This is a genomic window from Anaerocolumna xylanovorans DSM 12503 (genome assembly GCF_900143645.1).
Taxonomy (GTDB): Bacteria; Bacillota; Clostridia; order Lachnospirales; family Lachnospiraceae; genus Anaerocolumna; species Anaerocolumna xylanovorans.
On sequence record NZ_FRFD01000009.1, the window covers coordinates 1 to 14,750 of the forward strand.

15 protein-coding genes and 1 rRNA gene are annotated in these 14,750 nt (G+C 37.7%); 2 read left to right on the top strand and 14 right to left on the bottom strand.

The genetic code is table 11. From position 1 onward, the window contains the following. From BUF11_RS15005 to BUF11_RS24415, 5 genes are all read right to left on the bottom strand, one after another. Positions 1-101, bottom strand: a 16S ribosomal RNA gene (locus BUF11_RS15005); the annotation flags it as partial. A 641-nt stretch (positions 102-742) separates the two neighbouring features. Continuing rightward, positions 743-994, bottom strand: a complete 252-nt coding sequence (locus BUF11_RS15010; RefSeq protein WP_073589682.1) for a hypothetical protein — start codon at positions 992-994, stop codon at positions 743-745. A gap of 38 nt (positions 995-1,032) precedes the next feature. Beyond that, positions 1,033-1,893 (bottom strand): GNAT family N-acetyltransferase, encoded by an 861-nt coding sequence (locus tag BUF11_RS15015; protein WP_084558687.1) that lies wholly within the window; start codon positions 1,891-1,893, stop codon positions 1,033-1,035. 602 nt (positions 1,894-2,495) lie between these two features. After that, positions 2,496-2,897, bottom strand: a complete 402-nt coding sequence (locus tag BUF11_RS15020; protein ID WP_073589684.1) for a hypothetical protein — start codon at positions 2,895-2,897, stop codon at positions 2,496-2,498. 465 nt (positions 2,898-3,362) lie between these two features. Further along, positions 3,363-3,503, bottom strand: coding sequence for a hypothetical protein (locus BUF11_RS24415; RefSeq protein ID WP_175562077.1), 141 nt, complete (start codon positions 3,501-3,503; stop codon positions 3,363-3,365). 195 nt (positions 3,504-3,698) lie between these two features. On the opposite strand from BUF11_RS24415, the gene BUF11_RS15025 reads away from it, so the two are divergent. Continuing rightward, positions 3,699-4,067 (top strand): SHOCT domain-containing protein, encoded by a 369-nt coding sequence (locus BUF11_RS15025; protein WP_073589685.1) that lies wholly within the window; start codon positions 3,699-3,701, stop codon positions 4,065-4,067. An 84-nt stretch (positions 4,068-4,151) separates the two neighbouring features. Here the strand turns inward: BUF11_RS15025 and BUF11_RS15030 are convergent, their stop codons facing one another. The 6 genes from BUF11_RS15030 to BUF11_RS15055 all read right to left on the bottom strand — a co-directional run bounded on the left by BUF11_RS15030 (position 4,152) and on the right by BUF11_RS15055 (position 9,207). Then, a complete protein-coding gene (locus BUF11_RS15030; RefSeq protein WP_073273854.1) occupies positions 4,152-4,514 on the bottom strand; it encodes a type II toxin-antitoxin system PemK/MazF family toxin in 363 nt (120 codons plus the stop codon). Positions 4,515-4,628: 114 nt separating this feature from the next. Further along, on the bottom strand, positions 4,629-5,825 hold the full coding sequence (alr, locus tag BUF11_RS15035; protein ID WP_073589686.1) for an alanine racemase: 1,197 nt from the start codon (positions 5,823-5,825) through the stop codon (positions 4,629-4,631). A gap of 35 nt (positions 5,826-5,860) precedes the next feature. Further along, complete coding sequence (locus tag BUF11_RS15040) at positions 5,861-7,471, bottom strand: bifunctional ADP-dependent NAD(P)H-hydrate dehydratase/NAD(P)H-hydrate epimerase (protein WP_073589687.1); 1,611 nt, start codon at positions 7,469-7,471, stop codon at positions 5,861-5,863. 19 nt (positions 7,472-7,490) lie between these two features. Continuing rightward, the gene (gene acpS, locus BUF11_RS15045) at positions 7,491-7,856 is read right to left on the bottom strand and encodes a holo-ACP synthase (protein WP_073589688.1); all 366 of its coding nucleotides are present in this window, start codon (positions 7,854-7,856) and stop codon (positions 7,491-7,493) included. 6 nt (positions 7,857-7,862) lie between these two features. Continuing rightward, positions 7,863-8,474 carry a hypothetical protein gene (locus tag BUF11_RS15050; protein ID WP_073589935.1) on the bottom strand — a complete coding sequence of 204 codons (612 nt, stop codon included), beginning with the start codon at positions 8,472-8,474 and terminating at the stop codon, positions 7,863-7,865. Positions 8,475-8,517: 43 nt separating this feature from the next. Next, on the bottom strand, positions 8,518-9,207 hold the full coding sequence (locus BUF11_RS15055) for a redox-sensing transcriptional repressor Rex (protein ID WP_073589689.1): 690 nt from the start codon (positions 9,205-9,207) through the stop codon (positions 8,518-8,520). A 268-nt stretch (positions 9,208-9,475) separates the two neighbouring features. Here BUF11_RS15055 and BUF11_RS15060 point away from each other — a divergent pair, with 268 nt between their 5' ends. Continuing rightward, entirely contained in the window at positions 9,476-11,404 is a 1,929-nt protein-coding gene (locus BUF11_RS15060; RefSeq protein ID WP_073589936.1) for an ABC-F family ATP-binding cassette domain-containing protein, read from the top strand. A 65-nt stretch (positions 11,405-11,469) separates the two neighbouring features. Here the strand turns inward: BUF11_RS15060 and BUF11_RS15065 are convergent, their stop codons facing one another. The 3 genes from BUF11_RS15065 to BUF11_RS15075 all read right to left on the bottom strand — a co-directional run bounded on the left by BUF11_RS15065 (position 11,470) and on the right by BUF11_RS15075 (position 14,732). Next, entirely contained in the window at positions 11,470-12,744 is a 1,275-nt protein-coding gene (locus BUF11_RS15065) for a DUF4026 domain-containing protein (protein ID WP_073589690.1), read from the bottom strand. Between the two features lie 148 nt (positions 12,745-12,892). After that, the gene (locus BUF11_RS15070; RefSeq protein ID WP_073589691.1) at positions 12,893-13,561 is read right to left on the bottom strand and encodes a GntR family transcriptional regulator; all 669 of its coding nucleotides are present in this window, start codon (positions 13,559-13,561) and stop codon (positions 12,893-12,895) included. A gap of 10 nt (positions 13,562-13,571) precedes the next feature. Continuing rightward, a complete protein-coding gene (locus tag BUF11_RS15075) occupies positions 13,572-14,732 on the bottom strand; it encodes an isocitrate/isopropylmalate family dehydrogenase (RefSeq protein WP_073589692.1) in 1,161 nt (386 codons plus the stop codon). Positions 14,733-14,750: the final 18 nt, after the last annotated feature.

A 14,750-nucleotide genomic window follows, 5' to 3' on the forward strand; every position in this document is an offset into this window, starting at 1 on the left:
AAGTTTCCATCCGAAAACTTCCACTCTTAACTCCGTTCGACTTGCATGTGTTAAGCACGCCGCCAGCGTTCATCCTGAGCCAGGATCAAACTCTCAAATTAAAGTTTAATCATTTCAGAATTAACATTGGCTATTTAGAAGCTTTGGTTTATAACATAAACCAAACTTTAAACAATCGTTAATTTCCGTTAGTCTGTGATGCAAATCACACACTACTTTACTGTTTTTTTAGGTCGTATCATTTCTGATACTGTTCTTTTTCAAAATCCAAAGCCGAAGCTTTCTATTTTGAATGAAATTTTAAAGAAAATTTCAGGGTTGTTTCACTGTTCAGTTATCAAGGTTCTTGTGTTTTGCTGTCGTTTCCGACAACTTTTATATCATATCACATTATTATACATGCGTCAACAACTTTTTATCATTTTTTTATTTAATGCCTTAATATATCATTTAAGATAAAAGCCTCATTAAATACCATATAGCACTTACGTGATATAAGATGTAAGCCTGATGTCCTTACCAATCAACTTCCTAAGTAATCACCTATCATTTCTATATTACATCCTTTATATAACTTTGTTGAAAATACAATTTAATTTATCATCCGTATTAGGATATTACTTTCGACTTTATATAGAATTTCGTATCATTTTTGGTAAGATATTGTATGAAGTAAGCACTCCAAACAGTTGTACTGATTTTCCAGACAATTATTTAAAATACCCGGACTTAAATTTTAATCTCATTCGTATTTTGCTTTGTTATCTTTTTCATTGCCACGTTTAAAGTTTCCTGTTATTTTTGCAAGTATTAATTGAACTTCTTTTAAGTCCACATTTTGTATCCTTGCCAAAAAACGTTCGCTTTCTTTTCCTCTTAATAGGCTGACCTGTTTACCATTCCAATAGATAAGTACCTTTTTATCTTTTGTTATTTTATAAGAAAACGGTTCTTTATCCAAAATATTACGTTTATCTATTTCGCTATTATTCATATTCTTCTTCCTTCATAAAATAAACTAATTGAAAAGATTCATTTTATTATGTAAGCACAATTCACCTGATTTAATTTAAAACCAATGGAATAGTACAAGGATAATGCATTCTGGTTTATTTGATCCACTATGAGATTAAGTCTTTCTTTGTTATAGGAATCAAATGCTTTCTTTATCATGCTGTTAAGAAGTTTTCTTCCGTATCCTTGATGCCTGTATTTTTCTTTTACTGCAAGCACCTCAATTGTTCCATTAGAAGTACCATTATAATTTCTTAATACACAGTAGCCGACTAATTCATTTTCCTTTATGATACAGCATACTTCACGAGACTTTCCCAAAGATTCTATTATTCCCTTGCCGCTTATATATACTCCTGGAAATATTGTATCGTGCAGGTTTATCAGCTGCTCCTTATATTCTTTCGAATATTCTGTGAGTTCCTGGCTTATCTCGCCATTTTTATATTCCTTTTTCTCTATATAAAGTGTATATTCATTACCGGTACTTAAAGCATTTAACTCTTCCATAAAATGAATACACTCTTTATTCTCTGAACCGATATAAAAGGTATATTTATAATCTAAAGGTAACTGATTCCTTAAAAACTGAAATAATTCATGGAAAATACCATTATAAGATTCTGCGGTAAAAGGGCCAATACAATCTACATTTTCCCTCTCTTTATCCACATATCCTCCGATAAAGCCTTTCAATAGATTATCTTGGAAGTAACCTGCATAGATAGAATCGCCTGAATTCATACCATTTTCAAAATCACCTTTTATACTGATACGTTTGCTGGGACAAAATGCAGAAAAATACTCCGGTTCATTATTTTTCAAAAATGCCAAATCCGTCATCTGCTCTAAATCCTCTAATCTGCAGCACCTAATCATATCATTTTCACATCCGTTCCGTTAATATTTTAAAATAAAATTTGATTACCCTATCATAACAGCTATTATATACTCCTTTTTTATTATTAAATAGGTTTAATATGAATATATTAGTTTTCAGTATACTCTGCTGACTAAGTAGAATATTCCAACTCCAAGGATATATATATTTCTTTTTATTTTTATACTTTGTTCAGAATCTCGTCACAAAGTGTACACACTTTTGCTCTATATTAGTAATTGGATAGTGAATAAAAACACTTTCTACTCCCACCCTATTATACGCAAGGAAACGCCTGATATCCGGTCTTTTTAAGACTTGATTTCAGGCGTTTTCTCTTTGTGTTTTTTGAATTTTTTATTTTGATTATTTTTACTGTTGAAGTTATTTAATAAATCCTTTTTACATAAATGCTATGCCTATGTATTTTCAATCGTTTCGTCTGCAATATAATCTATTCTACACATTATACATCTTTCTTTTCTTCATCAAAAAAAAGCAACCGCCTGGAGGGAAGCTGCTATGGTTATAACAGTAATATATTTTTATAAATTAGCATTTTATCTGCTCCTATAAATCTATTATGATAAACATCGAATTATTACCTCGACGTAATTACAGTTGTTATGATGCCTGCTATACTTACTATTACACTAATTGATATGCCAATCCAGAATTTATATTGTTCTAACGTATGTTTGAAAATGTCACTTTTAAAATCATTAATGTTTTTTTCAAGCTCATTAATTTTACAACTTTGTAAATTTATATCATCCTTTATTTCAAGACGCAGCTTGTCAATTTTATCAATAACTTTTTCATAATCATTCATGCCAACACATCCTTTATTATATAATTCCTTGTCACTTATTTCATTAATACTTATCTTATTATTATGTTTTTTCGTTTTTGTACCTTTATTTATTTTTACATCTTCAGGATTATGGTGGTGTTTTTCATAGGCTTTATATTTTTTGGCTAAAGTAGCTTGGGCATAATCCATATGGCAGTTTCCTCCTATTATTTGTTATACAATATATTTCCATTTTTTACTATTTATTCTAGTTTAATATACGCAACTTAATATTAATTGTGCTAGTTTGGAAAATCTTGATTTTTCAAACTAAGATATATTTCATTTCTTCTCTTATGAGTATTGGAAGTCTGTCAACTTTGCCTATTGCAAGAAAGAGTCTGGCTTGCCGGACTCTGGCGCTGATGCGCCGTCACGCAGTGACAACTTCCTTGGCGCATCATGTGCATCCCGACCGTAGGACTTTTTTTATCTTATAGGGCGTTATTTCCTATAAGATAAAAAGAGCATCCCACTATAAGCAGGATGCCCTCATTCACTGTATACGTTTTACAAAACTATCTCTAAGGTCTATCATTCCATTGCCTCAATTAGCATGGCTGGCCAGGCTTTCACCATTAATGATATTTTGATAGTACAAGAACCTTAAATACTCTATTGTTTATAATTCCGGTTTTTATTTATATAAATCTTTAAAGCTACTATAGCAAGAACCAATGCATAAATTACAAGTCCAACAAGAACTGCAATAATGATCAATTGAATAATCCATATACCCAGAATTCCAGTCATCATTCCTTTCCCTCCTTTTTCTTATTTTCACTGCCCTTCTTTCCTTATTATACAGAAAACAGTTTATTTATTCAACTTATAAGCAGATTAACGGTTTTTAATACAATTTTAAGTAGTCTTTTATCGTTTATTATTGTATAATTCATGTAAATGCTTTACAGTTGTTTTGCCGGGAAAATTATTTTATGGAGGATGATTATGAATAGACGCGTACGTGTTAAACCGGGCAAGGGCCAATCACTGGCCGGCTTTTTTATTGGGATTATATTTTGCATGATAGGTCTTTTTATGGCAATACCCACCTTTGGCCCATTTGGATTTCTTTGGACCTTCATAGCTGTTATCATTACTATTACAAATGCATATAATGCCTTTTCTGATAAAGGCGTAGCTTCCCATGAAATAATAATTGATGATATGGAGAATTCCCTTGATTCCTCTGCACGTACATCTGCTAATCTCTCTGTTAAAGACCGTCTGACAGAATTACAGGATCTCTATGATAAAAATTTGATAACTTCCGAAGAGTATCAACAAAAACGTAAGGAAATATTAGACAAACTCTAAAGGGATAATAAAAAACCGCTCTGCATCCTGCAAAGGCAGGCTATACAGAGCGGTTATAATTTTTTGTTTTCTCTTTTTGGTTTTTTATTCAGGTTTGATGTATGTATCCAAAGCAAAACTTATTAATAGCGCTCGATTTATTTTTTTTAGCACGTCTTGGTCCAGATGACATACCTTTTCTTTCAACCTTGATTTGTCAATTGTTCTTACTTGTTCCAGCAAAATAACGGAGTCTTTTATAATTCCATATTTATCCGCATCAATCTCCACATGAGTAGGGAGCTTTGCTTTATTCATTTTTGAAGTTATCGCTGCACAGATCACTGTGGGGCTGTGCTTGTTTCCAGTGTCATTCTGTATTATCAGGACTGGTCTTACTCCTCCCTGTTCAGAGCCTATTACTGGTCTTAAGTCAGCATAAAAGATGTCACCACGTTTAATAATCACTTTTTTCACTCTCCATTTTATGGCTTTAGTCTTATTATTTCCCAATTCTGACCGGTGTATTCCATAAAATATTCTCTTATTGTGATTATTTCTGCTTCTGCTTTCTCCGTTAGATTAAATCCCAATATTCCAAACTTTATTGTTACGGTAATATATACGCGGGATTCGCTTGCCAACATTACAAATAAATTCATAATTAAAAGAATAAGACATATTTGCCACTTCCTCAACCGATATGAACTCATCCTTATCCCTTCCGATTAAGGTTACAGTATCACCTTGATTTACATCCGGAATATTTGTAACGTCTACCATAAATTGATCCATACATACTCTTCCAATAATAGGAGCCGACATGCCATGAATCAAAACTCTCCCCTTAGAAGAAAGCTGCCTCGGATAACCATCCCCATATCCTACCGGTATGGTTGCTATTCTGGTTTTGCCTCCCGTTATATAAGTACTTCCATAGCTAACCCCTACCCCTGCATCAACTTCTTTCACATAGCTGACATGGGATTTGATTTCCATAGCAGGCTTCAGCTCTAATACATCTTTATTGACATCCTCAGAAGGGTACAGCCCATAGGTGGAAATTCCGCTTCTTACCATATCAAGTCTGGCTTCCGGAATATCAATAATGGCAGCACTGTTTGCTATGTGCCTTATAGGTATATTAATTCCTTCTTCCTTCAATTCATCTATAAAATCAAGAAATCTCTTTAACTGCCTGTTGGCTGAAGTCTTATCCGTCTCGTCTGCACAGGCAAAATGAGAGAATATACCTTCTACCTCAATACCCTTTAACTGCGAAATTTCTTTGATTTCCTGTATGCTTTCTTCATCATCAAAGAATCCGATTCTGCTCATACCGGTATCCAGCTTTATATGAATTTTTGCTGTTTTACCCTGGCTTAATGCTTCTTCGGATAAATCCTTTGCTGCACTATATTGGAATATGGTCTGGGTGATGTCATACTCTACCAGCTTCTTATACTGACCCTTAGGTGTATACCCCAGTATCAGAAGCGGCTTATCAATCCCTGCTTTCCTAAGCTCAATACCTTCCTCCAATATTGCAATGCCAAAGCAGTCTACCGCCATATCAGAAAGAGCCTTAGCTATGGGGACTGCGCCATGCCCATATCCATCCGCCTTTAAGATAACCATCAGCTTAGTCTTATCATCCAACAATTTTCTTGTATTGTCTATATTACTGCATATGGCATCTAGATCGATATTTGCTGCCGCTCTGTAATATTTTGAATGAAATTCTTCAATTGAAGTCAAATCGATATTTCCTGCTGTCATATGTTCCTCCATCTACTTCTGCCTACGCAGAATCTTTATTTCCTGCTCATTACTTTCGAAATATAATCGCTTATATCCGTAGCCATCAATGAATACTCTCCCAACTCTTCACAGGCAAAATCCCCTGCCAGACCATGAACATATACTCCAAGTGCTGCTGCCGTATATTCTTCAAGTCCGCCTGCAATCAAGCCTGCTATAACGCCCGTTAATACATCCCCGGAGCCTCCGGTTGCCATTCCGTTATTTCCTGACATATTAATATACTGCTTACCTGCAAAGGCTACTACTGTTCTCGCATCCTTGATTGCATATATCATATGGTTTTCTTCCATGCATTGATTCGCTGTCTTTAATAATTCCTGCTGAATCCTTTCTACTGAAACTGCAAGAAGATAACTTAATTCCTTTAAGTGGGGAGTTATGATTGCCTTATCCGGCAAGATGCTCTTCAAATACCTGATTCTGCCGAATAATAGAACTTCTTCCCTTTTTAAATCTCCGGGAGAAAAATCCTGTTCTTTCTGCAAGGCATTTATTCTTTGTCCTAAGAGCCAGATGGCATCGCCATCAATTATAAGAGGAACATTTACGTTTTCCAAAACCAGTTCCAAAAGCTTTTCTGCTTCTTTCTTTCTTCCAATTCCCGGACCAATTACGAGAACATCCGCCCATGCCAGTTCTTCTTTCAGGGCATCAAGCTGCGGTTTTGTAAGCTCTCCATCGGGATAGGTGCACAGCAAAGCTTCCGGCAAAGCAGTCTGAAGGCTTATGCGGTTCTTTTCATTTGTCATAATCTTAACAAGTCCTGCTCCTGTCTTGTAGGCAGCTTTTGCAGAAAAATAAGCTGCTCCTGACATATTGGCAGAGCCTGCTATCACTAATACTTTTCCGTAACTTCCTTTGTTTGAATATGCCCTCCGGCAGGGAAGCAACTTCAAATCTTCTTTTTCATACGTAAAATATTTTAGATTTATCCCAAGCTTTTCTTCTCCTGCAAAACCTATATCCTCAACGGTTACTTCACCTGCATAGTTACAGCCGGGATACATCACCATTCCTATCTTTTGATATCCAAAGGTGATTGTGCTGTCCGCTATAACAGCTGTTCCCATGGGAAAACCGGAATCACCGGAAAGCCCCGAAGGAATATCCACTGAAAATACTTTCCTTTTAGCTGAAAAATTTATCTTATCAATGATGTCCTTATAGATGCCTGTAACTTCTCTATTCAATCCCACGCCAAAAATAGCATCTATCAGAATCGTACTTTCATCAATAGTATATTCTGCGGAATTCAGATTGCTAATCATCGGCACACCAAAATTCACAGCAATTTCTGACTGCTGACAAAATAAAGCAGATGCTGACTTCTTATCACCTATCACATGGATTTTCACATCATGTCCCTTACAGGAAAGAATCCTTGCCGCAGCGATACCGTCTGCGCCGTTATTTCCCGTCCCGCATATCACAAGAACTTTATTGGTTTTATAGACACTCTCCGATGCTTTTATATATTCTTCCACTGCTTCTGCTACTTTTAAAGCAGCCCGTTCCATCAGTACAATGGCAGGAATCCCCATGTCTTCTATGGTTTTTTTATCAATTTCTTTCATTTCACCTGAACTGACCAGATATTTCATATAAACTCCCATTGCATGCCTATTCTGCGTTCTCTCCAACAACAAAGGCACTGACAAGTTCGCTGGTATTCGTTATTGTTACCAGAATCCTTTTTAAGTCCATCTTATCCGCTAATTCTCTTGCGCCATTATGAAGGTTTACATAAGGCTTTCCTAAATTATCCCGCAATACTTCAATATCCAAAGGGTTAACACCGTAAAAACCTGTTCCAAACATTTTGGATACTGCTTCTTTCACAGCAAAGTTCCCGGCAAGTTTTATCCTATCTTTAGATGCCAGCTCCAGCTCCAAGGATGTATATATTTTCTTTCGAAAAGCTTCTTTTTCACAGGCTTTTATTACCCTTTTTATTTCAATTAAATCTGTGCCGATGCCAATAATCATGGTAAATTATTTTCCTTTTTTGATATCTTCATCCAATTCCTGCAATAAATCCGGTCCCAGCATATCATGCATATAGTTGTATATATCCGTATTTTTCATTTCCATATCCTGCTTTTCCAGGATCTTTACCTTGAGCTGTTCTCTTATGGACTGAATCCATTGATTTATTTCAGCAATTTTTTCTGTATTGTCACTTAACCTTTTATAGCAAATAGCTGTACTTTCTATAATCAATTCCTCATTGGCATCTTTTATCTGATAGGGTAAGTCAATAAGCTGGTTTTCAGCATCCTTTATCTTATCCCCAATTTCTCTGATAAGCCTTTGATTCTGGTCCAGCTTCTTTTCCTTTAATTTACCTTCCTTGGTATCATTAACATCCATATGGGTTATAATTTCACCCATCAGCTGGTTCTTTAATTTTTTTAAATCTTTTAAGTCGTTGGTCAGCTTCCCCTGCTGCTTCATTAACTCATTAAGCTTGCTCTCCAGGACTTTTACCTGTGCAGGCTTATCATAATCCGGGAACAATTGATGCCATCGCTCATCCAGAACTACAATCGGTATTTTTTTTCCCTTAAAAATTTTAGCAAAATCCACTTCTTCTTTTTTTCTCATGTATACTCCCATCACTCCTGCATAGCTTAGACAATGCGGTCAATCACTGTCCATCCTCCGGTGCTGCTGTCCCTGCCTTCCTGTCTTCCTCATCCCCGCTCTCTGTTTCCATATCTTTAAGCGTATAGGATATACGCATCAGACTTTCCGCCAGATGCACGTTTTCTACAATTACATCAGAAGGAAGATTCAAATCCACCGGTGCAAAGTTCCATATTGCCTTGATTCCAAGTTCCGCAACTATCTTTGCCGTCTGAGGAGCCTTTATCTTAGGTATTGTAAGCGCTGCTATATGAACCTTATTTTTCTTCACAAAATCTTCCAGATTGTCCATCAGCTGAATCTCGATACCTCTTATTGATATTCCTTCAAGCCTGGGATTCACATCAAAGATTCCCTTAATATAAAAGCCTCTTCTTTCAAAGTCCGTATAATTTGCCAAAGCCTGTCCCAGATTACCTGCTCCGATTATAATTACATTATACCTTCTGTCAAGCCCCAGTATCTTGGCAATCTCCGAGTACAAATATTCTACGTTATAGCCATACCCCTGCTGCCCGAATCCGCCGAAATTATTTAAATCCTGTCTTATCTGGGAGGCAGTTACGTTCATTCTTTCACTTAACTCCTTCGATGATATACGCACCACGTCGTTTTCCAACAACTCGCCTAAATAGCGGTAATATCTGGGTAAACGCTGTATTACAGCTAATGATATTTCTTTCCCTTGCACTTATAACCCTCCTTTAGATTAATATTATAAAACATTTTGCCCTAAACTGCAAAAATGGCACCTATAAATATATAAAATATTTTATAGGTAACCTGCCGCTTTTCCTATGTTAAAGAGGATATTGAAACTCCATAATTATTCATCCTAATAAGTTATTATATGTGAATGATATTTATTTGTCAAATACTGATTCCCTTTCATTTGCTTGACTTTTTACAGGTGTTCCAGTATCATTCTAAATAGAAATCCAAAGAGAAAGGCAATGAAAATGATTTTAGCATGTAAAAATATTTCCAAAAGCTTTGGAACGGACCAAATTCTTAACAGCATTTCTTTTCATGTCAATGAAAGAGAAAAGGCTGCTGTTATCGGTATAAATGGAGCAGGTAAATCAACCCTTTTTAAAATTATTATGGGAGAGCTTGCACCGGATGATGGAGAAATCGTCTTTGCTAAAGGCTGTACGGTGGGCTATCTTGCACAGCATCAAGGACTGTCTTCTGAAAATTCTATCTATGATGAAATCCTGACAGTAAAAAAAGAAGTTATTGAAATTGAAAACTCCATAAGACAGTTAGAAACCTCCATGAAAGGTGTTTCCGGCAGTCAGTTAGACCAGATGCTCGCAAGCTACACAAGGCTTACTCATGAATTCGAATTAAAAAACGGATATTCTTATAAAAGTGAAGTTGTCGGTATTTTAAAAGGCTTAGGTTTTACGGAAGAAGAATTTTCAAAGCCTGTAACAACCCTTTCCGGCGGTCAAAAGACCCGTGTTGCTCTGGGAAAATTACTCCTTAGCAAGCCGGATTTGATTCTTCTGGATGAGCCTACCAACCATCTTGACATGGAATCCATTGCATGGCTCGAAACTTTCCTTTTGAATTATCCCGGTTCTGTGGTTGTAATTGCCCATGACCGCTATTTTCTCGACAAAGTTGTAACAAAAGTCGTAGAACTGGAACAGGGCAAGGCCATCTCCTATGATGGCAGCTATACGGCTTATGCCGAAAAAAAGGCCATGCTTCGTGATGCTATGTATAAGCATTACTTAAACCAGCAAAGAGAAATCAAGCATCAGGAAGAAGTTATTGCAAAGCTTCGCTCCTTTAACCGGGAAAAATCCATCCGCAGGGCGGAAAGCCGGGAAAAGATGCTTGAAAAAGTGGAAAGGCTGGATAAACCCGTGACATATGAGCCTCAGATGAACATTACATTAGAGCCTCATGTCATAAGCGGAAATGATGTATTAAAGGTGGAAGCCCTGTCAAAATCCTTTGGTAATCTAATGCTATTTAAAGATCTTAACTTCGAGATTAAGCGCAGCGAAAAGGTTGCTATAATCGGCAATAACGGTACCGGTAAGACTACTCTGCTTAAAATCATAAACGAACTGCTTTTTGCTGACTCCGGCAAGGTAACACTTGGCTCTAAAGTCAAAATCGGTTATTACGATCAGGAACATCAGGTGCTGGATTCGGACAAGACTCTTTTTGATGAATTAAGTGACGCTTACCCGGATATGGATAATACCTCCATCCGGAATATACTGGCTGCCTTTCTTTTTACCGGGGATGATGTATTTAAGAGAATCAAGGACATCAGCGGCGGAGAAAAGGGCCGGGTATCTTTGGCAAAGCTGATGCTTTCGGAAGCAAATCTTTTGATACTGGATGAGCCTACCAACCACCTTGATATTACCTCCAAGGAAATTCTTGAGAATGCCATTAACAGTTATACCGGAACCGTACTCTATGTTTCCCATGACCGTTACTTTATCAACAAGACTGCCACCAGAATTATGGACCTTACCGGCAATATCCTGATAAATTATATCGGCGATTATGATTATTACCTTGAGAAGCGCGAAGAGCGTATTGCCCTTGAATTCGGGGGTACAAAAAGTGAAGAAGGTTCAAACAAAGGCGGCAAAGAGACGGACGAATCCATAAATAAGCTTGACTGGAAACAGCAAAAGCAGGAACAGTCTAACATACGCAAGCGCCAGAATGACTTAAAGAAAACCGAGGATGAAATACACCGGCTGGAGCTTCGCAATGAGGAAATTGATATGCTCCTTACACAGGAATCGATTTATACCAACCCGGACGAACTTGTCAGGCTGACTAAGGAAAAGAAAACTATTGAAGCAAGATTGGATGAACTACTGCAAATCTGGGAAGAATTAGCCGAATAAATAAAGGGGTATGGCAGTGAATCTCATACGAGTTCTCTGCCATACCCTTTTTCTTAATATCTTTATTATTGCATTTCAAACAAATAGGCATCATCAGGTGATAATCTGCGTTCAGGGGTAAAGATTAACCAGTCAGTAATATCTTCCATATCATAGGTTCCCACACTTCCCGTATGCATATCTTTTACATAATACGGCTCCTGTGTCAGTTCTCCCGTCACCTTATTTCCATTGAATTCGAGAAGCTCAAACCAAATATGCTCATGAAAATTATCCTCGTTCTGAAATTCCTCATCAACAATCAGGCCGATTTTAACAAGTATATGATTCTCTTCCTGCTCTAATGCTTTCCTGACATAATTGATCCTTTCAATTGCAAGGCTTCGCATTCTGGCTGTTTCGGCATTGGTTATCATATAAATCGGATTATCTTTTAGCACCTCGTCATAAATGGAAACAGGGTTGTACTTTTTCTTTTTATAATCCGCTTCGGTGTGATAGACAAATATTGCACTCGTATAACCGTTATGGCTTTCCTTCCGGTCGTTTTTGCCTCCAAGGATGTCTTCATCATATTCCTTAAGGGCCTCTGCCCAGGGAATCAATGTAATTATCATATAAATATCCTCGGACAGTCTTGCCAGATATAACGGCTCTTTCTCCTTAATGGGTTCTTCTGCTTCCAACAGTCTGTTAGCGGCAGTCTCAATGATATTATAGTGACTGTTATAGGTAATTTTCGTAGAATGAAGCACTTCCAGTTCTGTTATTCCGCAGCGGTTCAGTCCATGAGTGTGAAGCCAAACTTCATCCTCATCTGAAACAGCCTGTACTGTATAGATATACCTTGGGGCCGGTGGCACCTTGGAAGCTGCCGCCATAGCCACCCATCTGCCGGAAAGAATTTTTTCAGAGCTGATATCAAGTAAAGCCAGCATATCCGGTAACATACTATGCATGATCTTTAACTGCAAATGATAGGATTCCAGACTGTTCTCACCAAAAAGCATCTCAACTGTAATACCTGATTCGGCTAACGCAAGCTTTTTCATATCCACATCGGGAAACAGATGCTGCTGCCTGTAGAATTCGGGCAATACAAAGCTGTCGGGGTATAGGAGAAGCTGAAATTCCTGTTCCCTGTATTCTATTACCAGTGACATCTTATAATCTTCTTTCTTACGGGATATAATATGTATCTCCGGCACTGCATCAAGGCGGCTTAAGAGGATTTCCTGATCTTCTATATCCTCCTTTTCCGGAATTGCAAGCATCATGCTTAAATTGTCAGGCTGTATTTTCTTTTCCAGTTTCTTGTTGAATAAATCAAATAATCCCATTCCATGCTCCTTTTCTTTTGTTTCTATATTTGACTATATAACAAGATTATAACAAAAAGAGAGAGGCTGCAACAGCCTCTTCTCTCACTTTTATAATTCATTGCCAGACAGGATTTCCTGCTGAAAGTCTTCCTCGCATATCCTGGAACTACAGCCCTCTTTCACTGATGTTTCGGATTGTACTCATAATATGTTCATGTGCCAGCATCTCTGCTTTTTCGCCGTCCCTCTGGCGGATAGCATCCAATATGGCAGTATGCTCTTTATTGGAATTAGCAGCCCGCATGTCAGAGGCCAGGGTTATCTTCCGGATTCGCTGCACATAGTGGTGAAAATCCGATAAAATGTGGTTTAATATCTTGCTGTTGGATGCCTCATAAATCAGCTGGTGAAATTTATTATCCAATTCCACTATCTGTTCATGATGCTCCTTTTTGGCATGAAATTCAGAAAGATAAACAACCTCCTCCAACGCATCAATCTGCTCCTGGGTTATGTATTCACAAGCCCATTTTGCGCATAGTCCTTCCAGATAAGAACGGATGATATAGATGTCATGGATATCTTTCTCCGAAATCCCGTTAACATAAGCTCCCTTATTCGGTATGATGTTAACAAGTCCCTCCAGCTCCAGCTGCCTTAACGCTTCTCTTACCGGAGTACGGCTGACACCTAATTCCTGTCCAATGGTTGTTTCTTTCAATTCATCATTCTGCTTATATTTACCTGATAATATATCTTCCCTGATTTTTGTAAATACTCTGCCTCGAAGGGAATATTTATCCGTATTGTCGTTATGAACATCTTTTTCGTCCACAAGGTTCCTCCTAAAGCTTTTCAATGGTCTCCATTAGATACTCAGCAAACTCTGCACTGGTTGCACCGGTATTTCTTCCTGTGATAACTAACTTCCTTTCCGTTATAGTACAGATATCAAGAGCTTTGTAGAGCTTATCCGCTTCCTCCTGATAACCGATGTGGGATAACAGCATGGCGCCGGCCCTGATTACACTGCAGGGATCTGCATAAATCTCTCTTCCTTCATCTACCATTCTGGGTGCTGAACCATGAATGGCTTCAAACATCGCATATTCCTTACCGATATTGGCACTTCCTGCTGTTCCGACACCTCCCTGGAATTCAGCCGCCTCATCCGTAAGAATATCCCCGTAAAGATTCGGAAGCACAAGCACCTGAAAATCTCTTCTTCTTTTTTCATCTACCAGCTTGGCAGTCATAATATCAATATACCAGTCATCTGCTTCTATGCCGGGATATTCTTTTGCTATTTCTTTAAATATATCTAAGAACTTGCCGTCTGTCGTCTTAATGATATTTGCCTTGGTTACTGCCGTTACTCTTGTTTTGCCGTTTGCTTTTGCATATTCAAAAGCAGCTCTTATAATTCTTTCTGTTCCCTGGCTGGTTACAAAGGTAAAGTCAACTCCTAAATCTTCTGTGACAGGAAATCCTTTACTGCCCACGGCATAAGCACCCTCCGTATTTTCGCGGAAGAAGGTCCAGTCGATTCCCTGCTCCGGTATACGGACCGGACGCATATTGGCGAACAAATCCAGTTCCTTTCTCATAGCAACATTGGCACTCTCAACATTCGGCCAGGGATCTCCCTTTCTGGGTGTTGTAGTAGGTCCTTTTAATATTACATGGCAGGCCTTTAATTCTGTTAATACATCTTCCGGAATTGCTTTTAAGGTCTCTGCTCTGTGTTCAATTGTTAATCCGTCTATCACTTTAAATGCAACTTTTCCCTTCTTAACTTCCTCCCTTAAGAGAAATTCCAATACTCTCTCTGTCTGACCCGTGATAGCAGGACCTATTCCATCACCGCCGCATACGCCGATAATTATTTGATCCAGTTCTTTATAATTGACAAAATCAGCTTGCTGCTTCATTGCCTCAACACGTGCTAACTGTTCCTCTAAAAGTTTTCCGAATTTTTCTTTTGCTGCCTGTATGTACTCTGTCATTATACACCATGCCTTTCT